The sequence below is a fragment of the Sulfurimonas sp. ST-25 genome, from assembly GCF_048079205.1.
Lineage (GTDB): Bacteria > Campylobacterota > Campylobacteria > Campylobacterales > Sulfurimonadaceae > Thiomicrolovo > Thiomicrolovo sulfuroxydans.
The window spans coordinates 1,717,718-1,743,258 of sequence record NZ_CP182225.1 but is presented as its reverse complement, the minus strand read 5'-3'; the positions used below and the strand labels follow the sequence as shown (position 1 = coordinate 1,743,258).

The following is a 25,541-nucleotide window of genomic DNA, read 5'->3' as shown; positions in this document are numbered from 1 at the left end:
TCTAAAAAAAGGAGAAAATGAATGGATACAGCGATGATTTTGGCGGCAGGCAAGGGCGAGCGGATGCGCCCGCTCACCGAAACGATCCCGAAGCCCCTGCTCGAAGTCCGGGGCAAACCGCTCATTGTGCACCACATCGAACGCCTCGCGGCGGCGGGGTTCAAACGGATCGTGATCAACATCGCCTACCTGGGCTACATGATCCCCGAAGCGCTGGGCGACGGGTCAAAGTGGGGGGTGGAGATTTTCTACTCCGATGAGCAGCACGAGGAGCCTCTGGGCGTGATAGGGGGCATCGTCAAGGCGCTGGGGATGCTGGGAGACGAGACGTTTCTCATCATCAGCGGCGACGTCTGGACGGACTTCCCCTTCGACACGTCGTTCGAACTGCCCGCATCGCTGGGGCACCTTATCCTCGTGCCCAACCCCGAGCACAACCCCGAAGGCGACTTCGCCATCGAGGAGGGGCGCGCCGCCTGCGACGAGGATGAAGAGAACTACACCTTTTCGGGCATCGGCTACTATGCGCCGAAATTCTTCTGGGGACTGACGTACGGCAACAAGCCTCTGAAGATCACCTACTGTACGAAGATGGCCGGGAACCTCGTCTCGGCAGAACTCTACGAGGGAGAGTGGCGGGACATCGGGACGCCGGAGCGGCTGGCCGAACTGAACGAAGAGGGCTGAACGCAGCGATGAGGGGGAGTAGAAGATGATCGACACGCGGCAAGGCATCCGGAAGTTCGCCAACCTCGGGGGCGTCGAGAACCGGGCTGACCGCCTTATTCGCTTCGCCGTCTCGCTGATCGTGGCGCTTCTGGCGGCCTACCTCCCCGAGTACGAAGGGCTGGGAAGCGAAGGACGGGCGACCTTCTTCATTCTCATCTTCGCCGCCGGGCTCTGGCTGAGCGAGGCGATTCCCGCCTTTGCCGTCTCCTTCCTCATTATCGCGCTGGAGATCGTGCTGCTCGGCCTCGTTCCCGGCGGGGAGTGGGAAGCCTTCCTCTCGCCATGGGCCAGCCCCCTTGTTTTCCTCTTCCTGGCCGGCTTCATCATGGCCAGCGCGGCGTCGAAGACCCGCCTGGACATCTGGATCGCCAAACGGGTCCTTTTTCTGGTAGGCAACCGCCCCGAGCACATCATGAGCGGGATGGTCCTGGTGACCTTCACGATGTCGATGTTCATCTCAAATACCGCAACCGCCGCGCTGATCGTCTCGATCCTCTTTCCCATGCTCGCCACGATGCGGCCGGACAATCCCTATAGAAAGGGGCTGATGCTCGCCGTCACGATGGCCGCCAATATCGGGGGGATGGGGACCATCATCGGGACGCCGCCCAACGCCATCGCCGTAGGGCTGCTGGGCACGGAGGCCCCCAGCTTTGTCGGTTGGATGGCGCTGGCGCTGCCGCCGGCAGTGCTGCTGGTCATCTCGTTACGTTTTCTGCTGCTGTGGCGCTACCCCTCCAGCGAACCGACGATCGACCTCGGCCCGCTGCACGGGGTTGATCACACCGACGACACCAGCCATGTGCATGCGACGGTGCCGAGCGTACCCAGCTGGAAGAAGAGTGCCGTCGTCCTCACCTTTTCACTGACAATAATGCTCTGGCTGACGGGGCCACTGCACCACATCCCGACCACGGTCGTCTCCTTCCTGCCCATCGTCATCTTCACGATGCTGGGTATCCTGGAAGCGGAGGATATCCGGGCGCTGCACTGGGACGTCATCATCCTCATCATTGGTGGCCTTTCCCTGGGGAGTGCCGTGAGCAGCAGCGGGTTGGATGACTGGATCGCGACGCTCTTTGCCGAACAGACGCTGCCGCTGCTCCTGCTCGTTCCGATCTTCGCCTACCTCGTCGTGCTGCTGTCGAACTTTATGAGCAATACGGCCGCGGCGAACATTCTGCTGCCGCTGGTGACGGCCGTCGCCGTCGTCATCGGCAACAGCAGTCCGATGCTCGCCGTCGTCACCGTCGCACTGAGCGCCTCGCTGGCGATGGCGCTGCCGGTCTCGACGCCGCCCAACGCCATCGTCTTCGCGTCGGGGGCACTGAAAAGCCGGGATTTCTGGCTGATGGGAATTGTTTCCGGGGTGATTGGGCCTCTGGTGATCCTAGGGTGGATCTATTTGGTTTCCATGCTTTAATGACGAAAGCAACAGTTCTGTGGAGTTAAAATGAACAGTGAAACGATATCCTACAAGAGAAACTTCTTAAATCTATTAAGAATAGTCCTCATTACATGGGGAAGGAAGAACTCACTAGTTCATACAAATGGGGACAGAGTCTATAAACTAAATACCTACTTCTACTTTTTTGCACTGTTCTATCATTACTTTTTATATATTTTCTTGTTTTTTATTTTGGCGGGCTTCCTGCAAGAAATATATTATTCTTTCCTTTTTGCTACTTTCGGGTCTTTTTCTATTCTCTTTTTACTGGATGTTCTAATCGCATATATAGCACCATTACATGAAGTAGAAAATCTATAGCATGTAAGCGGTGTTATTGCCTACTAATGACGTTATTTAGCCCTGGACGACCCAGGTCTGTTCGATGAGCAGGAGCTCATCCGAGTAGACCCGCCCTACGAAGGTCTGCCCGGCCTCGTAGGTACTGACTCCCTTTGGCGTTCCACTCATGATGATGTCACCGTCCTCCAATGTCATAAACGATTTGATCTCTTCGAGCATGACGGAGGGTTTGTACATCATAAGGCCGTAGCCGGCGTACTGCTGCAGTTTGCCCTCCACGTGCAGGGTCATCCGCAGCGATTCCATCGATTCGTGAAAAGGGACGAAGTCGCTCAGAACCGCAGAACCGTCAAACCCCTTCGCCCGTTCCCAGGGCAGCCCCTTCTCTTTCAAACGGTTCTGGATACCCGCTTTTGTGAGGTCAAGGCCGAAACCAATGCCCGCGATCTCCCCCTTTTCAATGAGAAAACAGATTTCCCCCTCGAAGCGGCAGGTCGGCTCGACGTAGCGGAGGGTGTCGGTGACGGCGGAGTTTGGTTTGTTGAAGACGACCATCTGCTCGGGGATCTCGTTGCCGAGCTCCTCGATGTGTTCGACGTAGTTGCGGCCGATGCAGACGACTTTGGACGGCGAGACCTCGCGGCCGTCGAAAATGACCGCCCTCACTTGACGCTCTGGGTGATCGTGTGGGCTTCGCCCGGGGCGACGGTGACGGTGTTGGAGAGGGCGTTGGCCGTTTCGATGCAGACCATCGTGTTGTAGCCGTCGTCGGCAAAATCCTCCATGCGCGCCGCTTTGTCGATCCAGGGGTTCCAGACGACGGTGGAGCTGCTGCCGCTTTTGCCGACGATGACCGTGCGTCCCAGACGCTCGTCGAGAAGGATGACTGTGTCCTCAGTATCGAGGTAGACGCGGTCGGTCTCCCGGGTGATCCCGATGGGGGCGCCGGAGGATTTCTTGGCAAACCCGTCCAGGGCGTCGGCGTAGGTGACCCCCTCCAGCCCGACGATGCTGGCGGCGGCGATATTGCCGAGGCTGAAGTAGGTGTGCAGCGCCTCGGTGATCTCGAAGGGTTCTTCCCCCAGGTTCTTTGTCGTAAGGGCGAGTTCAAGCTGCTCGCCGATGGTGATGCGCATCGTCAGTTCGAAGAGGTAGGGAAACCAGCGGCGCTCGTGCTGTTCGAGCATCGTGTCGTCGAGCTTCAGGGTAACGACGGTCGCGCTCTCCTCCGCCTCCTCGACGCTCTCCAACCGCCACAGGACGGCGCGGGCGAAACCGTGCTGGGGCCAGTCGGGGATGTCGGGGTCCGAGCCGAACCAGGGCCAGCAGACGGGGACGCCGCCGCGGATGGCCCGTCCCGGCTCGAAACGGGCCGTCGGGCTCAGCCAGAGCATTTCGGGCTGGCCGTGGCGGGCGTATTCGAAAAGGTGCGCCCCCTGCAGGGCTATCTTGGCCGTGGCTTCGGTGTTGATGATCTCGAGGATTTCCAGGCCGTTTTCCGATGTGACAAGCTTATGCATGGGTTCTCCTTATGCTGTGGCCGGTGAGGGCGTAGTAGAAGATAAAGGCGTAACAGACGAAGCCCAGGGCATAGCCGTGGCGCAGGGTGCCGCCCATCTCCCCGATCTGGCCGAAGAGCAGCGGCAGCAGGGCGCCGCCGGCGATGCCCATGATGAGCAAGGCGCTCCCCTTGGCCGTCAGGGGACCGAGGTCCCTGAGTGCCAGGGGCCAGACGGCGGGCCAGACAAGGGCGTTGGCGAGCCCCAGCAGGGCGACGAAGGTGAGGCTGTCGGGCAGCGTGCCGATGCCGCTCCAGCCCCAGAGGATCGACGCGACCGTGTGGCTCTGTTCGCTGCTCCAGAGGATCCCGGCCGTAAAGACGAGACCGGCCAGGGCAGTGTAGCGCAGCGCCTTCTCCTGGGAGATGAACCTGGGGATCGTCGTCACGCCGATGAGGTAGCCCAGCACCATAAAGACCATCGTATAGGCGGTGAGCGCCGTCGCGTTTTCGATGCCGAGCGACTGGCCGTAGAGGCCGATGGTGTCCCCCGCGATGACCTCGATGCCGACGTAGAAAAAGAGGGTGACGGCGCCGAGCAGGAGGTGCGGATGGCGCCAGACGGAGTCGCCCGGGGCGGCGGGGACGGCTTCGAAGGGGAGCTTGGGCAGGGGCGCGAGACGGACAAAGACCGCCAGCAGCGCGAGGGCGGAGGCCATGGAGAGGTAGGGGCTGACAAGCTTTTGTGCCAGGGCCGCTTTCACTTCCGGCGTCGCGTCGGCCGAAACGGGGGCGGTGAGGTCGGCGAAGATGAGGGCGGTGAAGAGCAGCGGGGCGAGGACGCCGGCGCCCTTGTTGATGAGCCCCATGATACTGATACGCGCCGCCGCGCTCTCGTGGGGTCCGATGTGGACGATGTAGGGGTTCGATGCCGTCTGCAGCAGGGTGAGGCCCGCGCCCAGGGTAAAGAGACCGCCAAGGAAGAGGCGGTAGTCCGCACTCTGGGCCGCGGGGATGAAGAGGAGGGCCCCGGCGGCCATGATGCCGAGCCCCAGGGCCATCCCCTGCTTGTAGCCGGTGTAGCGCAGCACGATTGCCATCGGCAGGGCCATCACCGTATAGGCGATGTAGAAGGCGAAGGTGACAAGGAGCGCTTCAAAGGCGGTGAGGTCGCAGATGATTTTGAGAAAGGGGATGAGCGAGCCGTTGAGCCAGGTGACGAATCCGAAGATGAAAAAGAGCAGGCCGAGGATGCTCATGGGCAGGAGGGTGGAGGTTTTGTCAGGCATGGGCGGCCTCCTGCAGGTAGCGTGCGACGGCATCTTCGTCGTTGGTGTGGGGCAGCACGATGTCCGCGGCGGCTTTCACCTCATCCAGGGCGTTCTGCACAGCGCAGGCGGTCCCGGCGAGTTCGAACATTCCCAGGTCGTTGAGGCTGTCGCCGAAGACGGTGAAGTCGGCGGTATCGTGCTCCATGTATTCGGCGACCTTCGCCATGGCGTGGGCCTTGTCGCCGAGGGGGTGCAGGATGGTGAGGTAGTAGCCCCCCGTATACTTCTCCGGGGAGAGCTTGAACTCCAGCGCATCGCCGAAGAGCGCCTTGAAGTGTTCCGTGAGGGGCCGCAGGCGCGCCTCCTCGGCCATATAGACGATCTTAAGGGTTTCGTCCATCGCCTCCATACGTCCCAACCGTTCCAGGCGGGGATCGCTCCGGTAGTTCTCAAGCACCTGCCGCTGCATCGGCGTGACCTTTTCGGGGTAGCGGAACGCTTCGTTGAGGTCGCGGTCGGTGAGGCCGATGACAAAGGGCTCGATGTTGTCAAAGCGGCGTCCCGCCTCGATCAGTTCGTCCCCGATCTCTTTGCCGACCGTTTTGATGTCGATGAGGGTCTTGTCCGGCATCACGACCATGGAGCCGTCGAGCAGGATCATCGGCGCTTCGAGATGCAGGGCGCTGAGGAAATCGTGCGACTTGGAAAAACTGCGGGCCGTGGCGACGGTCAGGGACGTGTGGCGGGCAATGCGGTTCCAGACGTCGCGGGAGAAGGGGCTGACGCTCTGGTCGGAGCGCAGAAAGGTGTGGTCAAGATCGGTCAGAAAAACGGGACTATTCATAAGGCATAGTGTAGCACTTGTGCGCTTGGAAACGGGCTTACAGCATCCCCAGCTGCAGCCGCGCCTCCTCGCCCATCTTCTCCATCGTCCAGGGGGGATCGAAGACGAGGTTGGCTTCAACGACGAGGTCGGGTTCGTCGTCGATGAGGTAGCCGATGTTGCGCACCTGGTCGATCAGGCTCTCGGAGACGGGGCAGGTGGCGGAGGTGAGGGTCATCGTCACGACGCACCTGGTCGCCCCGCCGCTCTCTTTGGCGCAGTCGATACCGTAGATAAGCCCTAGGTCGTAGATGTTGACGGGGATCTCCGGGTCGTAGATGCCGCGCAGCTTTTCGGTGATCTTCTCTTTGAGGGCGTCGAAGTTCATCTCACTCCCCTTTGCAGGCCATGGCGTACCCGTAAATGACGTTCAGGAAGGCTTCGAGCCCCTGCTGGCGGACGGGGCTGAGCAGCTCCATGACCCCCATCTCTTTCAGTTTGTTCGGATCGAAGGCGAGTATCTCGTCGGGGGTCCTATTGTGGAAGATGCCCAGCAGCATCACGAGCATTCCTTTGGCGATGATGGAGTCCCCCTCGGCCTCAAGGAGGATCTTTCCCTTGTCATAGGCTTTGTGCAGCCACGCCAGGGAGGAGCAGCCTTTGATGATGTTCTCGTCGGTCTTGTACTGCGGGTCAAGCTTCCCCGCCTCCTTGCCGAAATCGAGGATGTACTCCATCTTTGCGTCTTTGTCGGGGAGGAGGGCAAGGTCCTCTTTGTAGAGTTGAACCTGTTCATCCATCGTCATGGTATCTCCTTTGCGGCGGGTGCCGTAAAATAGGCCGACCGGAAATCGGCGCGGATGCGTTCGGCATAGGCGTTGTCGCCGACACTGCCGATGAGGGCGTCGGCAAAGGCGAGGACGAGCATGCTGCGCGCCTCCTCCTCCGCGATCCCCCGTGAACGCAGGTAGAAAAGCGCGTCTTCATCGAGCTGGCCAATTGTCGCTCCGTGAGAGGCTTCGAGTTCGTCGGTATAGATCTCCAGCTGCGGCTTGGCGTACATATAGGCCTGCGGGGAGAGGAGCACGGCTTTGGTGTTCTGCCGCACGTCGGCGTCGCGCGCCTTGGCGTCGACGCGGATGAGGCCGTCGAAGATCCCGGTGGCCGCCCCGCGCAGAACGCTGCGCGCCTCCTGGACGCAGGTCGCATGGGGCGCGTGATGGATGATATGCACGACGTTGCCCCGGCGCGCCGTGCCCGACGCCATCAGCAGGTGGCCGGCGTCGCAGCGGGCATGGGCCTCCAGGTCGATTTTGTAGAGGTGCAGGGCCTGGGCGCTGCCGAAGTCGAAGGTCTTCAGCTCCAGTCGGCCGTTTTCAGCGAGATGGAAGCGGTGGGTGCCGATCAGCGCCGTCTCCTCCGCCGTGCCGCGCTCGTCCCTAATCCACCGCAGGGCGGCACCGTTTCCGATCTCGGCGTCGATGCCGTACAGTACGAGGCTCTCCGCGCTTCCTTCCCCCTCGAAGGTCTCGAAGATCTCCGCATGTTTTTCCGGCGCGACGGTGACAGAGAGGCGGTAGGGGAGAAGGGTCCGGGCATCACTGACGATGTGCCGGAGCTCAAAACTCGCATTTTCATCAATATGCAGTGCAATGACGGCGGGCGCCAGCAGGTGCGAGAGAAAATAGAGCGCGTCGTAGTGGTCCGGATCGGCCATCAATTCGGAGGGGTAGGAGACAGAGCAGTCCGCCGGGAGTTCGGTGACAACCCCGTCTTCGATGACGAGGCGTTCGCCGGTTTTCGGGGTGTGCGCCGCGGCCGTCTTGAGGGTGTAATCCCTGGTAAGCAGGGGCTTGACCGCAAAATGACGGTACTGCTCCGTTTTATTGCCGGGAAGCCCGAGTTGCTTCAGCCGCTCGAACAGCGGACCGGGGGAGTGCTCCCGGACAAGGTCAAGGCTCAGCGCACCCATCACGCATCCTCCGCGATCGCCCCGTAGCCCTCGGCTTCGAGGCGCTTGACCAGTTCCGGACCGCCCGTTTTGACGATTTTTCCGTCCCGGAGGACATGGATGTAGTCGGGGTCGATGTAGTCGAGGATGCGGCTGTAGTGGGTGATGACGAGGAAGGTGCGCTCCCCGTTCTTCATTCGGTTGATCCCCTCGGAGACGGCTTTCAGCGCATCGATGTCGAGGCCGGAGTCGATCTCGTCGAGGAGGATGACGTCGGGTTGCAGGATCTCCATCTGCAGGATCTCGTTGCGTTTTTTCTCGCCGCCGGAGAAGCCTTCGTTGAGATTGCGCGAGATCATGTCGGGTTTCATCCCCAGCTGTTCAACATGACTGCGCATCAGCCGCAGAAACTGCGCCGCGTTCGTCTCGGGTTTTCCCTCGTGGCGCTCCTTGGCGTTGAGGGCGGTCCGCAGGAAATAGGCGTTGTTGACGCCGGGAACTTCAACGGGGTTCTGGAAACTGAGGAAGATCCCTTCCAGGGCCCGCTCCTCCGGTTCCAGTTCAAGGACATTCTGCCCGTTGTAAATGACTTCCCCCTCCGTGACGTCGACATCATAATGGCCGACGACGGCTTTGGAGAGGGTCGATTTGCCCGCGCCGTTGGGGCCCATGATGGCATGGACTTTGCCTTTTTCCAGGGTCAGGCTGAGGCCTTTGAGAATGGTGTTGCCGCCGATGGCGGCATGCAGGTTTTTTATCTCCATCATCCGACACTTCCTTCCAGGGTGAGATTGAGCAGCTCTTTGGCTTCGACGGCGAACTCCATGGGGAGCTGGGCGAAGACCTCTTTGCAGAAGCCGTGGACGATCATGGAGACGGCGTCCTCTTCGCCGATACCCCGCGAGCGGAGGTAAAAGAGCTGCTCGTCGCTGATCTTGCTTGTTGTCGCCTCGTGCTCGATCTGTGCCGAGGCCTCCTGCGACTCGAGGTAGGGGAAGGTGTGAGCCCCGCACTCCCCGCCGATAAGGAGGCTGTCGCACTGGCTGAAGTTGCGCGCCCCCGCTGCGTTAGGCCCCACTTTGACCAGACCGCGGTAGCTGTTCTGGCCGTGCATGGCGGAGATCCCCTTGGAGACGATGGTCGAACGGGTGTTTTTCCCGATGTGGATCATCTTCGTGCCGGTGTCCGCCTGCTGGGCGCGGCTCGTGACGGCGACGGAGTAGAACTCGCCGACGCTGTTGTCGCCCTTGAGAATGCAGCTGGGGTATTTCCAGGTGATCGAGGAGCCCGTCTCGACCTGGGTCCAGGAGATCTTGGAATTTTCCCCTTCGCAGATGCCGCGCTTGGTGACGAAGTTGTAGATCCCCCCTTCGCCCTTGCTGTCGCCGGGGTACCAGTTCTGGATCGTGGAGTACTTTATTTCCGCGTCCTTTTTCGCGATCAGCTCTACGACGGCGGCGTGGAGCTGGTTCTCGTCGCGCTGCGGGGCGGAACACCCTTCGTTGTAGGAGACGTAGCTGCCTTCGTCGACGATGATGAGTGTGCGCTCGAACTGGCCCGTGTTCTGGGCATTGATGCGAAAGTAGGTGGAGAGCTCCATCGGGCAGCGGACCCCTTTGGGAACGTAGACGAAGGTCCCGTCCGTGAAGACGGCGGCGTTGAGGGCGGCATAGTAGTTGTCCGTCATCGGGACGACGGAGAACATATACTCCTGGACGAGCTCGGCGTGGTCGCGCATCGCCTCGGAGATGGAGCAGAAGATGATCCCGAGCTCCTGGAGGGTGTCGGCGTAGGTCGTCTTGACCGAGACGGAGTCGAAGACCGCGTCGACGGCGATGCCCTGGAGCATCTTCTGCTCTTCGAGGGGGATGCCGAGTTTGTCGTAGGCTTCAAGGATCTTCGGGTCGACCTCGTCGAGGCTGTTGGGGGCTTTTTTGGGGGCGGCAAAATAAGAGATGGCCTGGTAGTCGATGGAGGTGTAGTGCAGATGGGCCCAGTGGGGCTCTTCCATCCCTTCCCATTTGTGCAGGGCCTTGATGCGCAGTTCGGTCATCCACCCGGGCTCCTGCTTCTTGGCGGAGATGAAGCGGATAATGTCTTCGTTCAGCCCCGGGGGGACGGTGTCTTCTTCGATATCGACGGTAAAGCCGAGTTCGTAATCTTTGGCAAGAATTTTGTCTACTTCAGTCTGTGCCATGGCGGCTCCTTTTAAGGGCATCACCAAAGTCCCTGTGTGGAGCTCAGAGAGCATTTGAAGCATGAGATTTTTTTTGTTTTCATTGAAGGCCTAGCCAAAAGCTAAGTCAAGATGAAAACGGAAGAAAGATCGTGCTTCAAACGCTCTCCCGCAGGGCATAACAGTGAAAAGCCATACTCAGCGTTGCCACTTTTCGACTTAGCTAAGGCTAGGTCTTCAAAGCGTCGCCTTGATTATGACTTTCTCTGCTATGCTGAGACCGCACAGGGATTTTGGTGATGCCCTCGTGTCTATCCAGCCACTATAGGGTAAATAAGACAAAATCACTCTTAAAAAATAAAACAGGCAGAGATGCTATGGTGGAATAAAGTCAGTGTGTTCTGAAGGGGTTGGAAATAGGTTGATAAAAGGAGATTTGATTGTAAAAGCATGGCGCGGTGGACGTGAGAAGCGTCACAAAACGTGAACTGCTTCACGTTTTTAGCTTTGAAACCGGCGTGTTGTCGAACGGCGTGAGACCACGAAGGTGGTGTCATAAATAAAGAGCGGAGCGATACCTTGATAGCGAAGCGGGTGAGAGTGTATTGGAACGGTTGGAAATGGGTGGATAAAACGTGTTTTGATTGTAAAAGCATGGCGCGGTGGACGGGACTCGAACCCGCGACCCCCTGCGTGACAGGCAGGTATTCTAACCAGCTGAACTACCACCGCACATGAAGTAGAGCGAAAGTATACTTCGCTAACTTTAAAAAGAGCTTTTTGGGCATCTAAAAGCACCCATATGGCGACCCTTGAAGGATTTGAACCTCCGTCTCTACCATGAAGTGGCAGCGTCCTTGGCCCCTAGACGAAAGGGTCATCGTGCAAAAGCAGGGGAGGATTATACTGCGAAGTTACCTATTCTGTTATTAATTTATCGAAAATTGCCGCTTTGTCTTTGGTATGGAAATAGCGTCTACCTGTGAGCAGCGAAAAGATAAAATACGATGATAAGCCGAGAGGCATGAAAGGATGAAGTGTCTTGAAAGGGGATGTGCCGGCGCATGTACCGACACACCGTGTTGTTGACGGCTTAATGCGCCGTGATCAACATTTTCGGTCCGACTCCCACGGCATACTTGCTGATAGGTGTCAATGCACCTGTCGCGCCGATCTCGAAAGCACTTACATTATTATCGTCGTAATTTGCGACGTAAAGCGAGGTACTCTTGGAGTCGACGGCCACAGATTTCGGATGGCCGCCGGAGGCATAGGTGTCGATGTATGTCAGCGAACCGTTTGATTCGACGTTGTACGCATTGACGGAAGCATCGGATTTCGTTGTCACATAAAAATACTTACCGTTCGGTGTTACGGCACAGCTTTTCATACCGGAGCCAGTGGTCGTGACCGGGAAACCGGCCATGAGGGTGATCTCGCCGGTCTTCTCATTCACACTGAAGCCCTTGATTTCATTGCCGGTGGCATCGACCGTATAGAGGTAATCGCCGTTCGGGGTAATGGCCAGCCAGTTGTTGGCCCCTGTAGCCGCATAGGGCGTATTGGGCGTGCCGGTGTAGTTACCGTCATTCGTGATGACATGCCCATGGATTTGATTATTTTCCGTCCCGACATAGAAGAACTTGCCGGAGGGGTGCATGGCGATGGAGTGCGCCTCATACTCATATGTCGGTGAGAAGGGCTGTTCCGTCAATGCGCCCGTGGTCGTATTGATCTTGAATGAATGCAACTCATAGTCATTCTGATCGGTGACGTAGAGATATCTGCCGTTTGGTGAAATAACGGCGTTCAGGGCCATACCCACAACTCTGGTATTTGCAAGGTGCGACAGGGCACCGCTTGCATTGAGCTCCCAGGTATCGATACTGGCTGAAAGCGTGTTGTCCCAGTCGTCAACGTTCATCGAGTAGACGAATTTGCCGTTTGGATGCTGCACCAGGCCGGTCGGGTTGGAGCCCGCAGCCATCACCGCAACCGGTGTCAACGCCCCCGTTGTCGTATCACGGCTGAAAGAGGAGAGGGTATCATCTTCCGCATTGGCGGTGATGACGTATTTTGATTTCGGAACACTTGAACTGCTGCTGCCACATCCCGTGGACATAACTAATGCTGCTGCCAGTAATGACAGACCTATTAAACCGACGTTTTTCATAGCCATTCCTTTGTGTTGATAACACAGAATGGCATAACAAAAATTAGCAGTGGCTTAAGGGTTTTGTACGGTAAATAGGGTGTTATAGTGTATTTTATTATTATATATTTTTATATGTTACAGTGGTTTTGGCAGTGTGATCTTTCGATGTGCGGGTATATGCTGTTTGTGGCGCTGGCCACTTTGAGTTTCGGTGTCGATAAAGTTGGTTTTTTGTGATACAAAGAAAGTATTTCGGGAAATGGTGGGAACTACTGGACTCGAACCAGTGGCATCTACCTTGTAAGGGTAGCGCTCTACCAACTGAGCTAAGCTCCCAACCAAAATGTGGCGCGGTGGACGGGACTCGAACCCGCGACCCCCTGCGTGACAGGCAGGTATTCTAACCAGCTGAACTACCACCGCATCCGTAATAAGTAGGGCGAAATTTTACCGCTTAATCTTTAAAAAAAGATTAATGGTGGATCAATCTCATTTTGCAAAATAGATGGTGTCCCGTGTTGGATTCGAACCAACGGCCACATCATTAAAAGTGACGTGCTCTACCAGCTGAGCTAACGAGACATGCTCACAAATGCAAGGCCGAAATTATAGGGAAATATGCCTGATAAAGTCAAGAAAAACTCAATAAATTTTGAAAAAAGTTTTTTTATCCAGGAGCATCAGCATTTTGACCGCATACAGGACGGTCTGTTCCTGTATATAGTTGCGGTCGCCGCAGAGCTGCAGACGTGCCGTAGTCACTGCCTCGTTGCTGCGCACGGCGACCTGCACCGTCCCGACAGGTTTTTGCGGCGTGCCCCCCGTCGGCCCCGCGACGCCGCTGACGGCGATGGCGTAATCGGCGCCGGATACTTCCAGCGCACCGGCACTCATCGCCTCGACGACTTCGCGGCTGACGGCGCCGTGGGCTTCGAGGGTCGCGTTTTCCACGGCGATCCATTCGGATTTGAGGCGGTTCGAGTAGGTGATGAGCCCGCCTTCGAAGACCCCGGAAGCGCCGCTCTCTTTGGTAAGGTAGTAACTGAGCAGGCCGCCGGTGCAGCTCTCTGCGAACGTGACCGTCTTGCCCGCATCCTGCAGGACTTCGATGAGCCAGAGGGCGATATTGTCCGACGCGACGGCACTCGGGAAGCGGGTCAGAAGATGCTGGAGGGCACCGTCGACATCCCCGAAACGCTCCGCTTCCAGGCGGCACTGCAGCCAGCCGGGGATGGGCGCGGTAAGGGCGTAATCGACCCGGTAGCTCTCCGCGATCTGTTTCAGCACGGGCATTAACGCCGTCTCGTCGCTCTCGAAAAGGTGAACGACGGCGCTCTCAGACGGGGGGAGCGTCAACTCGGGGCTAGGGAGCTCGCCGCCGCTTTCGACCTGCATGACGTGCAGATGCAGGGTGCCGTCGTTGAGATGGTAATAGGTCGGAGCCATATTGCTGGAGCGGGAAGGAACGAGGCACTCATCGCGTATGATAAGGGTGTCGCCCGTCAGCGTGGCGATCTCCCTGGCGACGAGGGGGGCCAGGAAGGGATCGCAAAGGATAAAACAGGTCTCTGCCCTTTCCGTGTCGCCGGCGCGTTCCGGAAAAAAGCGCTGGGGCTCCCTGAACAGAAAGCGCCTTTCCGGGGTGATGCCGAAACGCGCGAAATGGCGGTCGATATAGCGGCACATCGGCTGGTTTTCGATCAGGCCGTCGCCGATAAGAAAAAGGGAGTACTTCATACCGTGAGTATAGCGCAAAACGCTCCGTTGCCGGTGAAGCGAAGATTGCGCCACGTTCGGCCCCGGGGCAGGAATAAACAGCTTTTTTTAATGGGTTTGAAGCTATAATGCACCAATTTTTTAGATTGAGAATATTCGCCCTTCTTGAAGGAAAATGATGGATTACAAAGCGACACTGCTCCTGCCCACGACGGACTTCGCCATGCGCGGCAACCTGGTCCAGAACGAACCCAAACGCTATGCCAAATGGTTCGAATCGGGTGTGTACGAGACGATGAAACAAAAACGCGAGGGGGCCCCGTCTTTCACCCTGCATGACGGCCCGCCTTATGCCAACGGCCATACGCACATCGGCCATGCGCTCAACAAGATCCTCAAAGACATTATCGTCAAGCAGCACTACTTCAACGGCAGCAGCGTCCGCTTTACCCCGGGCTGGGACTGCCACGGTCTGCCGATCGAGCAGCAGGTCGAGAAAAAGCTCGGCGGCAAGCAGAAGAAAGAGGCGCTCTCCACGGCCGAAGTGCGCAAGCTCTGCCGCGAGCACGCCCAGAGCTTCGTCGGCATCCAGCGCGACGAGTTCAAACAGCTCGGCATCATTGCGGATTGGGATAATCCCTACCTGACGATGGACTACAAGTTCGAAGCGAACATCTACCGCACCCTTTGCGACGTGGCGAAGAAGGGGCTGCTCGTCGAGCGCAGCAAACCGGTCTATTGGAGCTGGGCGGAACGCACGGCGCTGGCCGAGGCGGAGGTGGAGTACGAAGACAAAGAGGACTACTCTATCTTCGTCGCCTTCGAGCTGAGCGAGGAGTCCAAGGTCCGCCTGGGGATCGAGGGCAACGCCGCGCCGGTCATCTGGACGACGACCCCGTGGACCCTGCCGGCCAATACGGGGATCTCCCTGAACCCCGACGAGAAGTATGTCCGCAGCGCCGACGGCTACATTGTCGCCCAGAAGCTCTACGGCGCGCTCAAAGAGCAGGAGATCATCAAAGGCGAGGTCGTCCAGACCTTCGACGCGACGCAGTTCGAGAACCTGCACGCGGTGAACCCGCTCAACGGGCGCCGCTCGCAGATCGTGCTCGGCGAGCATGTTTTGATGGATAACGGTACGGGCTGCGTCCACACGGCGCCGGGCCACGGTGAGGACGACTACCGCGTCGGGCTCAAGTACAACCTCGACGTTATCATGCCCGTCGACGAGACGGGCTGCTACGACCAGAGCGTCGTGCGCGAACGCCTTATCCCGGATGCAGAAAGCTTCGTCGGGATGCATATTTTCAAAGCGAACGAGCCGATCATCGAGCTGCTGGGCGACAGCCTGCTCAAGGTCAGCAAGTTCAACCACTCCTACCCGCACTGCTGGCGTTCGCATACGCCGCTGATCTTCCGTGCGACAAAGCAGTGGTTCATCGCCGTTGACGAGAAACCCGAAGGCCAGAGCAAGACCCTGCGCGAGATCGCCCAGGAGGAGGTCGAAGCGACGACGTTCTACCCGGAGTGGGGCCGCAACCGCATCAAGGCGATGGTCGAGAACCGCCCGGACTGGTGTATCTCCCGCCAGCGCGATTGGGGCGTGCCGATCGCCTTCTTCCGCGTCAAAACGACGGGCGAGGTCGTCCTGGACGAGAAGGTCCTCAACTTTACCGCGATGGTCTTCGAGATGCACGGGACCGATGCATGGTACAGCATGCCGATCGAACAGCTGCTCTACCCGGGCTGCGCACACACGGCCGACGAGCTGGAGAAAGTCGACGACATCCTTGACGTCTGGTTCGACAGCGGCTCGACGTGGAACGCGGTGCTTAAATCCCGCAACTACGACGCGGGCAGCTACCCGGCGGATGTCTATCTGGAGGGGAGCGACCAGCACCGCGGCTGGTTCCAGAGTTCGCTCTTCCTCAGCGCGGCCGTCGAACACCGCGCGCCGTACAAAGCGCTGATCACGCACGGCTTTACGATGGACGGCAAGGGTGAGAAGATGTCAAAGTCCAAGGGCAACGTCGTCGCCCCGGACAAGGTGCTCAAGCAGTACGGTTCGGAGATTCTGCGCCTCTGGGTGGCGCTGGCCGATTACCAGAACGACCAGAAGATCAGCGATGATATCCTGAAGCAGACGGCGGAGCAGTACCGCAAGCTGCGCAATACGTTCCGTTTCCTCCTGGCGAACATCAACGACCTGGAAACGATCGTCACGTTCGGTGAGATGGGGGTACTGGACCAGTGGATCGTCTCCAAGGCCTCCCACGTCTTCGACAATGTCCACGCGCAGTTCAAGCGTTACAACTTCGTCGGCGGGATGAGCACGCTGAACAACTTCATTGTCAACGAGCTGAGCGGCATCTACCTCGATATCACGAAAGACCGCCTCTACTGCGATGCGAAGAACGATCCGCACCGCCGCGCCAGCCAAAGCGCGATGGCGATGATCACCCGCTCGATGCTGCTGCTCGTCGCGCCGATTCTCACCTATACGGCAGACGAGATCGTCGAGACGGCTCCGGCGGTGATCAAAGGCGACGCCGCGAGCATCTTCGACCTTGAATACGCGTCGATCGACGTCCCGACAAGCACCTTCAACGAATGTGCGCTGGTGAAAGTCAGAGAGGGGATGTACGAGATCGTCGACGCCCTCAAAAAAGAGAAGAAGATCAAGAGTACGCTGGAACTAGCCCTGCATACGGACGCGGCGATCGTCAAGGCGCTGCCGCAGATCGAAGCGGAGGACTGGTTCGTCGTCTCCGGCGTACTGCCGCTGGAAACGGCGGGCGAGACGCTGGGCGAATTCGAGGTGGACGGCGAGCGCTACGTGATCGCGGCGGCAGCGCTGCAGAAGTGTCCGCGCTGCTGGAAATTCCACGCCCACGAAGAAGAGACACTCTGTGCCCGCTGCGCGGAGGTGACCGGTGCCTGATCTGGCAGCCCCCGTACCGATGGGCTTCATCGCAGAGACGGTCCTGGTGATCTTCGCCGTGATTGCGATCGGTATCCTGGCCGTGCGCCGGGCAAAAAAAGCAAAGGATGAACATTGATGACGCTTAAGGAAGCTTTGAAACTTTCGCCGGAAGCGCTGGAGAGCCTCCGCGCCGAACTGAAGTCGAAGATCGAAGGCGACAGCGAACTGGGGGCCTACGTGGGTCTGGAGAGTGCCGGCAGCGGCGTTCCCATTGCGATCAAGGATAACATCCAGGTCAAGACGTGGAGCGTGACGTCCGGCTCGAAAATCCTGCAGGGCTACGTCGCGCCTTACAACGCGACTGTCGTCGAAAAACTGCTCTCGGCGGGCCTTTCGCCGTTCGGCCGTACCAATATGGACGAGTTCGCGATGGGCTCCACGACCGAGAGCAGCTACTACGGCAAAACGCTCAACCCGCGCAACCGCGGCTGCGTCCCGGGCGGCAGCTCCGGCGGTTCCGCGGCGGCGGTCGCGGCGGGCCTTGCCGTTGCGGCACTGGGTTCCGACACCGGCGGCTCCATCCGCCAGCCGGCGGCGTTCTGCGGCATCGTCGGGATGAAACCGACCTACGGCCGTGTCAGCCGCTACGGCCTCGGCGCCTACGCCAGCTCGCTCGACCAGATCGGCCCGATGACGCAGAACGTTGAAGACGCGGCGATCCTCTACGATATCATCAGCGGCTACGATCCGAAAGACTCCTCCAGCGCGGACGTCGCCTATGAGAGCGTCGCGGACAAGCTTGACCCGTCGCGCAAACTGACCGTCGCGATCCTCCCTTCCTACCTGGAGGGAGCATCCGACGCGGTCAAGCAGGGGTACGACAAAGCGGTCGAGGCGCTGAAAGCCGCAGGTCATACCGTCGTCGAGAAGTCGATGATGGACGCCAAGTACGACATCTCCGCCTACTACATCACCGCGACGGCGGAAGCCTCGACGAACCTCGCCCGCTACGACGGCATCCGTTACGGCAGCCGGGAAGAGGGCGAGAACCTCTCGGACCTCTTCATCAAGAGCCGCTCCGAAGGGTTCGGCGAAGAGGTGAAGCGCCGTATCCTGCTGGGGAACTTCGTGCTCTCCAGCGGCTATTACGACGCCTACTACGTCAAGGCGCAGAAAGTACGCCACCTGATCAAAGAGGAGTATGAGAAGCTCTTCGAAGAGGTCGACCTGATCCTGAGCCCCGTCGCGCCGGACACTGCGTACGAGTTCGGAGCCCTCTCCGACCCGCTGCAGATGTACCTGAGCGATATCTACACGATCTCGGTCAACCTAGCCGGACTGCCGGCGATCTCCCTGCCGGTCGACACGGCGGAAAACGGTATGCCGGTCGGGCTTCAGCTCATTGCCAAAGCCTTTGATGAACAAACACTTTTCGACGGTGCGCTCAGCCTTGAGCAGGCCGTAAACCTTTAAGAAGGAGTCCCATGAAAATCCGTAAACGTGCATTGACGTTCGAAGACGTCCTGCTGGTCCCGCGTTATTCCGAAGTACTGCCCAGAGAGGTCAGCCTTGAGACAAAACTGACTAAGAACATCACGATGAACATCCCGATGGTCTCCGCGGCGATGGATACCGTGACCGAGTACCGTGCGGCGATCGCCATGGCGCGCCTGGGCGGCATCGGTATCATCCACAAGAACATGGATATCGAAAGCCAGGTCAAACAGGTCAAGAAGGTTAAAAAGAGCGAATCGGGGATCATCATCGACCCGATCTACGTCTACCCGGACGCAACCCTGGCCGATGCCGAGGCGCTGATGCAGGAGTACCGCATCTCCGGCGTACCGGTCGTCGACCTCTACAACAAACTGCTGGGGATCCTGACCAACCGCGATATGCGCTTTGAAAAGGACCTGAGCAAACGCGCCGACGCCGTTATGACGAAGATGCCGCTGATTGTTGCGAACAAGGATATCTCCCTTGACGAAGCGGAGCAGATCATGCACAAAAACAAGATCGAGAAGCTGCCGATCATCGACGATGAGGGACACCTCCAGGGGCTGATCACGATCAAAGACATCAAGAAGCGTATCGAGTACCCCTCCGCGCTCAAAGACGGGTTCGGCCGTCTGCGCGTCGGTGCGGCGATCGGCGTCGGACAGCTTGACCGTGCGCAGGCACTCGTCGACGCGGGTGTCGACGTGCTCGTCCTCGACTCCGCCCATGGCCACTCCAAGGGGATCATCGACACCGTCAAGGCGATCAAGGCGCAGATGAATATTGACATCATCGCGGGGAACGTCGCGACGGCCGAGGCGGTTGAAGCGTTGGCCGAAGCGGGTGCGGACGCCGTCAAAGTCGGTATCGGACCGGGATCGATCTGTACGACGCGTATCGTTGCCGGTGTCGGTGTGCCGCAGATCTCCGCGATCGACGAGTGTGCCGAAGCGGGCCGCCGCGTCGGCGTGCCGATTGTCGCCGACGGCGGGATCAAGTACTCCGGCGATATCGCCAAGGCGCTTGCCGTCGGTGCGAGCTGTATCATGGCCGGTTCACTGCTGGCGGGGACCAAAGAGTCTCCGGGCGACCTGATCAACTACCAGGGGCGCCAGTACAAGTCCTACCGCGGTATGGGCTCCATCGGGGCGATGACCAAGGGGAGTACGGACCGTTACTTCCAGGAAGGGACGGCGGCGGACAAGCTCGTACCGGAAGGGATCGAGGGGCGCGTACCGTACCGTGGACCGATCGCGGGCATCGTCCACCAGATGATGGGGGGCCTTCGCTCCTCCATGGGCTACTGCGGTTCCGAGAGCATCGAAGCTTTCTGGCAGAACGCGGAGTTCGTCGAGATTACGAGCGCGGGGCTCAAAGAGTCCCACGTCCATGACGTCCAGATTACGGCGGAAGCACCGAATTATCATATCTGATCGGTATACTAACGGATAGCGTAAGCGTATTGCTTCACGCCGCTGCGCTACAACAGACCGCCGCTATCGGCGGAAAAAGCGGAGGGGCCCCGCTCCTCGCGCTGTAAAGAGGGGAAGTACACATGCATTTTCAGACCAAAGCGCTCCATGAAGGCTATACGAAGGATATGCAGGGAACGATGGCCGTGCCCATCTACCAGACGACGGCATATGAGTTCCGCGACGCGGAGCATGCGGCGAATCTGTTCGCGCTCAAAGAGCTCGGCAATATCTATACCCGCCTGAACAATCCGACGACGGATGTGTTCGAGAAGCGTTTCGCCAGCCTCGAAGGGGGTGCGGCGGCACTGGCGACCTCGAGCGGCATGTCCGCTATCTTCTACGCCCTTGTCAATGCGGCGGAGGCGGGCGACAACATCGTCTGCGCCGCGCAGCTTTACGGCGGCTCCCTCACCCTGACGGCCCACACCATGAAACGTTTCGGCATCGAAGCGCGTTTTTTTGACGTGCACAACCCCGCTGAAGCGGAGAAGCTCATTGACGACAAGACGAAAGCGCTCTTTTTCGAGACGCTGACGAACCCGAGCATCGACGTTCCAAACATCGATGAACTTGCCGCACTCGCGGACAAGTACGGCGTGCTCAGTATCGTCGATAACACCGTCGCGACCCCGGCGCTCTGCCGGCCGATCGAGCACGGCATCGACGTTGTTGTGCACAGTGCCAGCAAGTATACGACGGGACAGGGACTCGCCATCGGCGGGATCATGGTCGAACGCAGCAACCTCGTAGAGAAACTCCGGGGCAACGCGCGTTATCCGCAGTTCAACGAACCCGATGCGAGCTACCACGGCCTGGTCTACGTCGACGTGCCGCTGCCGACCTATACCCTGCGCGGGCGTCTCAGCCTCCTGCGCGACATCGGCGCCGTCGGATCGCCGTTTAACTCCTGGCTCTTTATCCAGGGGCTCGAGACGCTGCAAATAAGGATGAAAGAGCATTCGCACAACGCCCTGATGCTCGCCAAGTTCCTGGAGACGCACCCCAAGGTCAAACGCGTCAACTACCCGGGACTCTCTTCCAACAAGAATTACGCGAATGCGAGCCGATATTTTGACGGCGGCATGAGCAGCGGCCTGCTCAGTTTCGAAGTCGCCGACCTGGAAACGGCCAAGCAGGTCGTTGATGCAACGCAGCTCTATTCGCTCGTCGTCAACATCGGCGACTCGAAGTCCATCATCACCCACCCGGCCTCGACGACGCACCAGCAGCTCAGTGCCGAGGAGATGGACGCCTGCGGCGTTCCGGCGGGACTGATCCGCATCAGTGCAGGTCTTGAAAACGCGGAGGATCTTATCGCCGACATCAAACAGGCACTCGAGGCGGCATCATAAACCCGTTAAACCTTCAGACCCATACCGAGCATATTACCAATCCGCTCTATCTGGAGAGCGGGCGTATCCTCGAACCGTATGATATTGTCTATGAAACCTACGGGCACCTCAGCGAGACGAAGGACAACGTCGTTGTCGTCACGCACGCCCTGACGGGGTCACACCATGCCGCAGGCCTTTATGAAGGGGATAACAAACCGGGCTGGTGGGACGGCCTGATCGGGCCGGGCAAGGCGATCGACACGGACCGTTTCTTCGTTATCTGTTCCAACGTCATCGGCAGCTGTTTCGGTTCGACCGGCCCGATGTCGCCGATGCTTCCGAGCGATGAGCCCTATCGCTACAAGTTCCCCGTCATCACGGTCAAAGATATGGTTAAGGCGCAGCGCATCCTCTTTGACAAGCTGGGGATCCACCGCGTTCACGCCATTGTCGGCGGCTCCATGGGCGGTATGCAGGCACTGCAGTTCGCGGTGCACTACCCCAACTTCGCCGACCGTATCGTCGCCATGGCCTGTACCCATGCGACCCAGCCCTGGACGATTGCCTTTAACAAGATCGCCCAGGAGGCGATCCTGAAAGATCCCGATTTCAAAAGCGGCTATTACGACCCCGCGGATATTAAAGAAAACGGCTTGACAGGAATGGCGGTCGGCCGGATGGCGGGACACATCAGTTTCCTCTCGCCCCACAGCATGGAGCGGAAATTCGGGCGCGAATACAAACGTACCGACGGCCTTTACGAGCTCTTCGGGAAGTTCCAGGTGGAGTCTTATCTCGAGTACAACGGCTACAACTTCACCAAGTGGTTCGATCCGCTGAGCTACCTCTATATTACGAAGGCGATCAACATCTACGACCTCTCCCGGGGGTTTGATACCCTCGAAGAGGCGCTTTTGCGCATCAGAAGCCGCCTCTACCTGGTCAGTTTCGAGAACGACATGCTCTTCATTCCCGAAGAGATGCGGGTGATGGCGGACATTCTGGCGAAGGAGAAGACGACGCCGGTCGATTACCTGGAAGTCAAGAGCGATTACGGGCATGACGCCTTCCTGGTCGAACTGGAGAAATTCAAAGAGTACGTGCGCGAGGCGCTGGAACACGGTATCTAGCGTACCCATGCTGCACGCAGCGAAGGAGTGAGAGTGGAAGCGAACGATTTTGAAGGGCGCCTGGAAGAGGCGAAACAGATCCTCGAGAAGCTGATGAACCCCGAGATGACGCTCGAGGAGAGCGTCAAGGCCTACGAGTCGGGGACCAAGGCGCTCAAAGAGGCGCAGCGGATCCTCGAAGAGGCGCGCAAAAAGATCGAACAGATCCGCAGCGGGGAGGAGACGGAGTCGTGACGCTGGGCGTGCTGCAGCTTCCCTCGGTCGGCATGAGCACGACGAAGCTGTACCACTACGTCCGGATCGCCCACAAGCGCGGTGTCCGCGTTTTGCTGATGGGCGAGTACCTCCTGAACTCCTTTTTCAAAGAGCTGCAGCAGACCCCCGTGTCGATGCTGCGCGAACTCTGTGATCACCAGCTGGGCATTCTGCGTGACCTCGCCGCCACCTACGACATGACCTTCGTCGCCCCCCTGGTGACGGTCAAAGGGGGCACCCCCTTTAAGAGCATCGTCAAAGTCTCTCCCCGTTCGACAGCCTACTACCAGCAGCAGGTGCTGATCGACTATCCCCACTGGAACGAGGCCGCCTTCTTTGCCAACCCGGTCGAAACGCTGCATGAACCGCTCACTTTCCGCGTCGACAACGTCCGCTTTGGTATCCTCGGCGGTTACGAGCTGCACTTCGACGCGCTGTGGCAGAGCATCTGGGAGAAGCGGATCGACTGCATCCTGCTGCCGACGGCCTCGACTTTCGAGTCGCAGCAGCGGTGGCGTGAGCTGATCAAGATGCGCGCTTTTACGCACAACTGCTTCGTGCTGCGGGCGAACCGTATTGGCGACGTGAAAGACGACGGGCACCTCTGGCGCTTTTACGGCGACTCGCTCCTGGCCAACCCAGACGGGGAGATCGAAAGCACGCTGGGGGACACGGAGGAGCTGATGGTCGTCGAGATCGACCATGCGCAGGTGATGGAGTCGCGCCGGGGATGGAAGTTCAAAGAGGCGGTGGAGAAGCGGCGTGACTAAATGGAAGAAGTGGCTCAAAGAGTTCATTGTTCTTGCACTGCTGACGGCAGTCGGTGCCACCGTCATCGGCTACCTGCGCGCCCCCTCATTCGAGGGTGCCGCCCTGCCGAAGGTGGAGGTCTCCAAACTCTACGGGCTGGCGTATGACAGCAGTGTCAAACCGGACAAACCCTACATCCTGCACTTCTGGGCGACTTGGTGCCCCGTCTGCCATGCGGAAGCGGGCAACATCGACGCCCTCGTCAAGGACGAAAAGGTCATTACCGTCGCCGTCAAATCGGGAGGGCTGGAGAAGATCGGCGAGTACATGAAAGCAAACGGCCTCTCTTTTCCCGTCATCAACGACCAGAACGGCGCCATTGCGGAGGCGTTCAAGATCGGCGTCTTCCCGACAACGATCATTGTCGACAAAGATGGCAAAGTCTTCTGGGCCGAGAGCGGGTATACGACGACGTGGGGGTTGAAGCTGCGTCTCTGGCTTGCCGAGATTTTCTAAATAGACGATAGCGGGCAGCTCTTCAATCTACAATTTTGATAACACTCTTCTGCCACTTTTTTAGAAAAAGTAGCGCAAAAATCGGCCTTTCGCGAATCGCTCATCCCTCCCGGCTTTGTGCCTCCGGGATGGCTTATAAGGATCGCGCTCAAGGCCAAGAGTCCATTTAATTCATGCGCTTCGACGTGTCGAAGCTCTTTGTTTTTTGATTAGCTTCGGTTCCCGAAGCGCATATAATCAATAGGCAACCTGTCGTTAAGCGTGCCGTGAAAGCCGCCCTGGAGGTATAAGGGTATATCTATAACCCCTGTGCAGATTTCAGAGGGTTTTGGAAGCGTGAGGTTGTCTTTGTTTTTTGTGAAGGCCTGGTGTAGCCAAGTCGAGCGGAAAACGGAGGGAAAGTTGCGTTTCCAAATCCTCCCTTAGGGCGAAACAGAGAAAAGCCATACTCAGCGTTGCCGCTTCTCGACTTGGATATGGCCAGGCCTTCAAAACGTCGCCTTGATTATGTCTTTCTCTGCTTCGCTGAAACTGCACAGGGGTTATAGATATACCCTCAAGCCGGGAGCAGCGTGCGATTCGCGCAACGACGATTTTCTTTTGTTTCTTTTCTTATGAAAAAGAAAAGAATGAAGCAACGGATCGTATAGGCGCAAAAATGTACAGCGTCAGTAGACAGTGATGACGATCTTCCGGCTGCCGCCGTGGTCGCGGTGTTCGCCGAGGTAGATCCCCTGCCAGGTGCCGAGGTTCAGGCGGCCGTTGGTGACGGGGATAGTGAGCGAGGTGCCGAGCATGACGCTTTTGATATGCGCCGGCATGTCGTCGTCGCCTTCGTACGTGTGGACGTAGTAGGGCTTGGCGTCGGCGACATCGCTGAAGAAGCGCTCCATGTCACGGCGGACGGAGGGGTCGGCGTTTTCATTGATGCAGAGCGAGGCGCTGGTGTGTTTGAGAAAAAGGTGGGCGAGCCCGGTTGTGGCGCCGGATGCCGCGACGGCATTGTCAACGGCGTTGGTGATGAGGTGAAATCCCCGTGGGTAGGGGGGCAGGGTGACCGTGGTTTGGAACAAGCCGTTTACTCCGCCGCGAGCCTGTTCATCATGAAGAGGTAGAGCTCTTTGTTCGGGACATCTTTATCGATGGCTTCACGATAAAGGGAGGTTACCTCGACGTGGTGCTTCTCGTAGGCGAAGTGGGGGAAGTGATTCTGCCACGCCTCTTTGATGCGCTGGGTCGCCATCCGGTCGACGAGCCACTCTTTGAACATCATGTAGGTGCCGAAGAACATCCCCGTAAAGAGGATGGCGAGGATGATGAGCAGGTGGCAGTCGATCTTCTCGAGTTCTTTGTGAAAGAGGAGGCTCAGCGGCAGGAGGATGAGGTTCCAGAGGATGAGGAAGACGAGAATCGTTCGGCCGATCCGCAGTTTCAGCCCCGGGATCTTCCCTTCGAGTTTGAGGCCGTCGTCGTGGTTCTTGTTGATCTCGAGCAGCTCACGCAGCAGCAGCGGCTGGTCGTTGCTTCGGGTCACAAAGGGGATGATGGTCTTGTCGATAAAGGCGAGCACGCTTCCTCCTGCGGTTTTGTGG

24 protein-coding genes and 5 tRNA genes are annotated in these 25,541 nt (G+C 58.6%); 11 read left to right on the top strand and 18 right to left on the bottom strand.

The genetic code is table 11. The features are described 5' to 3' along the window. The first annotated feature begins 21 nt into the window (after window positions 1–21). Window positions 22–687 (top strand): N-acetylmuramate alpha-1-phosphate uridylyltransferase MurU, encoded by a 666-nt coding sequence (gene murU, locus ACM66T_RS09005; RefSeq protein WP_416768399.1) that lies wholly within the window; start codon window positions 22–24, stop codon window positions 685–687. Window positions 688–712: 25 nt separating this feature from the next. Then, window positions 713–2,152 (top strand): SLC13 family permease, encoded by a 1,440-nt coding sequence (locus ACM66T_RS09000; RefSeq protein ID WP_416768397.1) that lies wholly within the window; start codon window positions 713–715, stop codon window positions 2,150–2,152. A gap of 381 nt (window positions 2,153–2,533) precedes the next feature. On the opposite strand, the gene ACM66T_RS08995 is transcribed toward ACM66T_RS09000, so the two are convergent. The 16 genes from ACM66T_RS08995 to ACM66T_RS08920 form a co-directional block, all read right to left on the bottom strand. Then, entirely contained in the window at window positions 2,534–3,145 is a 612-nt protein-coding gene (locus tag ACM66T_RS08995) for a fumarylacetoacetate hydrolase family protein (protein WP_416768394.1), read from the bottom strand. Beyond that, a complete protein-coding gene (locus tag ACM66T_RS08990; RefSeq protein ID WP_416768392.1) occupies window positions 3,142–3,999 on the bottom strand; it encodes a D-hexose-6-phosphate mutarotase in 858 nt (285 codons plus the stop codon). Before ACM66T_RS08990 ends, ACM66T_RS08995 begins: the two co-directional genes overlap by 4 nt. Further along, window positions 3,992–5,266 carry a sugar MFS transporter gene (locus ACM66T_RS08985; RefSeq protein WP_416768390.1) on the bottom strand — a complete coding sequence of 425 codons (1,275 nt, stop codon included), beginning with the start codon at window positions 5,264–5,266 and terminating at the stop codon, window positions 3,992–3,994. The genes ACM66T_RS08990 and ACM66T_RS08985 overlap by 8 nt, the downstream gene beginning before the upstream one ends. Next, complete coding sequence (locus ACM66T_RS08980) at window positions 5,259–6,092, bottom strand: HAD-IIB family hydrolase (RefSeq protein WP_416768388.1); 834 nt, start codon at window positions 6,090–6,092, stop codon at window positions 5,259–5,261. Before ACM66T_RS08980 ends, ACM66T_RS08985 begins: the two co-directional genes overlap by 8 nt. A 37-nt stretch (window positions 6,093–6,129) precedes the next feature. Next, window positions 6,130–6,459, bottom strand: a complete 330-nt coding sequence (locus tag ACM66T_RS08975; RefSeq protein ID WP_416768386.1) for an iron-sulfur cluster assembly protein — start codon at window positions 6,457–6,459, stop codon at window positions 6,130–6,132. Window position 6,460: 1 nt separating this feature from the next. Further along, window positions 6,461–6,877 carry a SufE family protein gene (locus tag ACM66T_RS08970; protein ID WP_416768384.1) on the bottom strand — a complete coding sequence of 139 codons (417 nt, stop codon included), beginning with the start codon at window positions 6,875–6,877 and terminating at the stop codon, window positions 6,461–6,463. Then, window positions 6,874–8,043, bottom strand: a complete 1,170-nt coding sequence (locus ACM66T_RS08965) for a SufD family Fe-S cluster assembly protein (protein WP_416768382.1) — start codon at window positions 8,041–8,043, stop codon at window positions 6,874–6,876. Before ACM66T_RS08965 ends, ACM66T_RS08970 begins: the two co-directional genes overlap by 4 nt. Beyond that, a complete protein-coding gene (gene sufC / locus ACM66T_RS08960; RefSeq protein WP_416768380.1) occupies window positions 8,043–8,789 on the bottom strand; it encodes a Fe-S cluster assembly ATPase SufC in 747 nt (248 codons plus the stop codon). The genes ACM66T_RS08965 and sufC overlap by 1 nt, the downstream gene beginning before the upstream one ends. Next, window positions 8,786–10,219, bottom strand: coding sequence for a Fe-S cluster assembly protein SufB (gene sufB / locus ACM66T_RS08955; RefSeq protein ID WP_416768379.1), 1,434 nt, complete (start codon window positions 10,217–10,219; stop codon window positions 8,786–8,788). The genes sufC and sufB overlap by 4 nt, the downstream gene beginning before the upstream one ends. A 634-nt stretch (window positions 10,220–10,853) precedes the next feature. Then, window positions 10,854–10,930: transfer RNA gene (locus tag ACM66T_RS08950), tRNA-Asp, on the bottom strand. A gap of 71 nt (window positions 10,931–11,001) precedes the next feature. Continuing rightward, window positions 11,002–11,077 (bottom strand) — tRNA-Glu (locus ACM66T_RS08945). A 214-nt stretch (window positions 11,078–11,291) separates the two neighbouring features. Next, window positions 11,292–12,320 (bottom strand): lactonase family protein, encoded by a 1,029-nt coding sequence (locus ACM66T_RS08940; RefSeq protein WP_416768377.1) that lies wholly within the window; start codon window positions 12,318–12,320, stop codon window positions 11,292–11,294. A gap of 293 nt (window positions 12,321–12,613) precedes the next feature. Next, window positions 12,614–12,689 (bottom strand) — tRNA-Val (locus ACM66T_RS08935). 10 nt (window positions 12,690–12,699) lie between these two features. After that, window positions 12,700–12,776: transfer RNA gene (locus ACM66T_RS08930), tRNA-Asp, on the bottom strand. Window positions 12,777–12,859: 83 nt separating this feature from the next. Next, window positions 12,860–12,935 (bottom strand) — tRNA-Lys (locus tag ACM66T_RS08925). Between the two features lie 60 nt (window positions 12,936–12,995). Next, window positions 12,996–14,090 carry a CinA family protein gene (locus ACM66T_RS08920; RefSeq protein WP_416768376.1) on the bottom strand — a complete coding sequence of 365 codons (1,095 nt, stop codon included), beginning with the start codon at window positions 14,088–14,090 and terminating at the stop codon, window positions 12,996–12,998. Between the two features lie 157 nt (window positions 14,091–14,247). Here ACM66T_RS08920 and ileS point away from each other — a divergent pair, with 157 nt between their 5' ends. The 9 genes from ileS (at window position 14,248) to ACM66T_RS08875 (ending at window position 23,949) form a co-directional block, all read left to right on the top strand. Continuing rightward, the gene (gene ileS, locus ACM66T_RS08915) at window positions 14,248–17,010 is read left to right on the top strand and encodes an isoleucine--tRNA ligase (RefSeq protein WP_416768375.1); all 2,763 of its coding nucleotides are present in this window, start codon (window positions 14,248–14,250) and stop codon (window positions 17,008–17,010) included. Beyond that, window positions 17,003–17,128: a hypothetical protein gene (locus ACM66T_RS08910; RefSeq protein WP_416768374.1), complete on the top strand. Its 126-nt coding sequence runs from the start codon at window positions 17,003–17,005 to the stop codon at window positions 17,126–17,128. Before ileS ends, ACM66T_RS08910 begins: the two co-directional genes overlap by 8 nt. Then, window positions 17,125–18,465 (top strand): Asp-tRNA(Asn)/Glu-tRNA(Gln) amidotransferase subunit GatA, encoded by a 1,341-nt coding sequence (gatA, locus tag ACM66T_RS08905; RefSeq protein WP_416768372.1) that lies wholly within the window; start codon window positions 17,125–17,127, stop codon window positions 18,463–18,465. The genes ACM66T_RS08910 and gatA overlap by 4 nt, the downstream gene beginning before the upstream one ends. 11 nt (window positions 18,466–18,476) lie before the next feature. Further along, the gene (guaB, locus tag ACM66T_RS08900; RefSeq protein WP_231018542.1) at window positions 18,477–19,922 is read left to right on the top strand and encodes an IMP dehydrogenase; all 1,446 of its coding nucleotides are present in this window, start codon (window positions 18,477–18,479) and stop codon (window positions 19,920–19,922) included. A gap of 122 nt (window positions 19,923–20,044) precedes the next feature. Beyond that, window positions 20,045–21,316, top strand: a complete 1,272-nt coding sequence (locus ACM66T_RS08895) for an O-acetylhomoserine aminocarboxypropyltransferase/cysteine synthase family protein (RefSeq protein ID WP_416768370.1) — start codon at window positions 20,045–20,047, stop codon at window positions 21,314–21,316. Then, window positions 21,313–22,428: a homoserine O-acetyltransferase MetX gene (metX, locus tag ACM66T_RS08890; protein ID WP_231021232.1), complete on the top strand. Its 1,116-nt coding sequence runs from the start codon at window positions 21,313–21,315 to the stop codon at window positions 22,426–22,428. The genes ACM66T_RS08895 and metX overlap by 4 nt, the downstream gene beginning before the upstream one ends. A gap of 33 nt (window positions 22,429–22,461) precedes the next feature. Continuing rightward, window positions 22,462–22,662 carry an exodeoxyribonuclease VII small subunit gene (gene xseB, locus ACM66T_RS08885; RefSeq protein ID WP_231018540.1) on the top strand — a complete coding sequence of 67 codons (201 nt, stop codon included), beginning with the start codon at window positions 22,462–22,464 and terminating at the stop codon, window positions 22,660–22,662. After that, entirely contained in the window at window positions 22,659–23,453 is a 795-nt protein-coding gene (locus ACM66T_RS08880; RefSeq protein ID WP_231018539.1) for a carbon-nitrogen hydrolase family protein, read from the top strand. Before xseB ends, ACM66T_RS08880 begins: the two co-directional genes overlap by 4 nt. Next, a complete protein-coding gene (locus tag ACM66T_RS08875; protein WP_231018538.1) occupies window positions 23,446–23,949 on the top strand; it encodes a protein disulfide oxidoreductase in 504 nt (167 codons plus the stop codon). The genes ACM66T_RS08880 and ACM66T_RS08875 overlap by 8 nt, the downstream gene beginning before the upstream one ends. A gap of 668 nt (window positions 23,950–24,617) precedes the next feature. On the opposite strand, the gene ACM66T_RS08870 is transcribed toward ACM66T_RS08875, so the two are convergent. After that, window positions 24,618–25,022, bottom strand: a complete 405-nt coding sequence (locus ACM66T_RS08870) for a secondary thiamine-phosphate synthase enzyme YjbQ (RefSeq protein WP_231018537.1) — start codon at window positions 25,020–25,022, stop codon at window positions 24,618–24,620. A 5-nt stretch (window positions 25,023–25,027) separates the two neighbouring features. Next, window positions 25,028–25,519: a hypothetical protein gene (locus ACM66T_RS08865; RefSeq protein WP_231018536.1), complete on the bottom strand. Its 492-nt coding sequence runs from the start codon at window positions 25,517–25,519 to the stop codon at window positions 25,028–25,030. Between the last annotated feature and the right edge of the window lie 22 nt (window positions 25,520–25,541).

Excerpts from the sequence above, each read along its gene's own strand:
- murU (WP_416768399.1), top strand. The coding sequence starts at position 22 with ATGGATACAGCGATGATTTTGGCGGCAGGCAAGGGCGAGCGGATGCGC.
- ACM66T_RS09000 (WP_416768397.1), top strand. The coding sequence starts at position 713 with ATGATCGACACGCGGCAAGGCATCCGGAAGTTCGCCAACCTCGGGGGC.
- ACM66T_RS08990 (WP_416768392.1), bottom strand. The coding sequence starts at position 3,999 with ATGCATAAGCTTGTCACATCGGAAAACGGCCTGGAAATCCTCGAGATC.
- ACM66T_RS08985 (WP_416768390.1), bottom strand. The coding sequence starts at position 5,266 with ATGCCTGACAAAACCTCCACCCTCCTGCCCATGAGCATCCTCGGCCTG.
- ACM66T_RS08980 (WP_416768388.1), bottom strand. The coding sequence starts at position 6,092 with ATGAATAGTCCCGTTTTTCTGACCGATCTTGACCACACCTTTCTGCGC.
- ACM66T_RS08975 (WP_416768386.1), bottom strand. The coding sequence starts at position 6,459 with ATGAACTTCGACGCCCTCAAAGAGAAGATCACCGAAAAGCTGCGCGGC.
- ACM66T_RS08970 (WP_416768384.1), bottom strand. The coding sequence starts at position 6,877 with ATGACGATGGATGAACAGGTTCAACTCTACAAAGAGGACCTTGCCCTC.
- ACM66T_RS08965 (WP_416768382.1), bottom strand. The coding sequence starts at position 8,043 with ATGGGTGCGCTGAGCCTTGACCTTGTCCGGGAGCACTCCCCCGGTCCG.
- sufC (WP_416768380.1), bottom strand. The coding sequence starts at position 8,789 with ATGATGGAGATAAAAAACCTGCATGCCGCCATCGGCGGCAACACCATT.
- sufB (WP_416768379.1), bottom strand. The coding sequence starts at position 10,219 with ATGGCACAGACTGAAGTAGACAAAATTCTTGCCAAAGATTACGAACTC.
- ACM66T_RS08940 (WP_416768377.1), bottom strand. The coding sequence starts at position 12,320 with ATGTCCACGGGATGTGGCAGCAGCAGTTCAAGTGTTCCGAAATCAAAA.
- ACM66T_RS08920 (WP_416768376.1), bottom strand. The coding sequence starts at position 14,090 with ATGAAGTACTCCCTTTTTCTTATCGGCGACGGCCTGATCGAAAACCAG.
- ileS (WP_416768375.1), top strand. The coding sequence starts at position 14,248 with ATGGATTACAAAGCGACACTGCTCCTGCCCACGACGGACTTCGCCATG.
- guaB (WP_231018542.1), top strand. The coding sequence starts at position 18,477 with ATGAAAATCCGTAAACGTGCATTGACGTTCGAAGACGTCCTGCTGGTC.
- ACM66T_RS08895 (WP_416768370.1), top strand. The coding sequence starts at position 20,045 with ATGCATTTTCAGACCAAAGCGCTCCATGAAGGCTATACGAAGGATATG.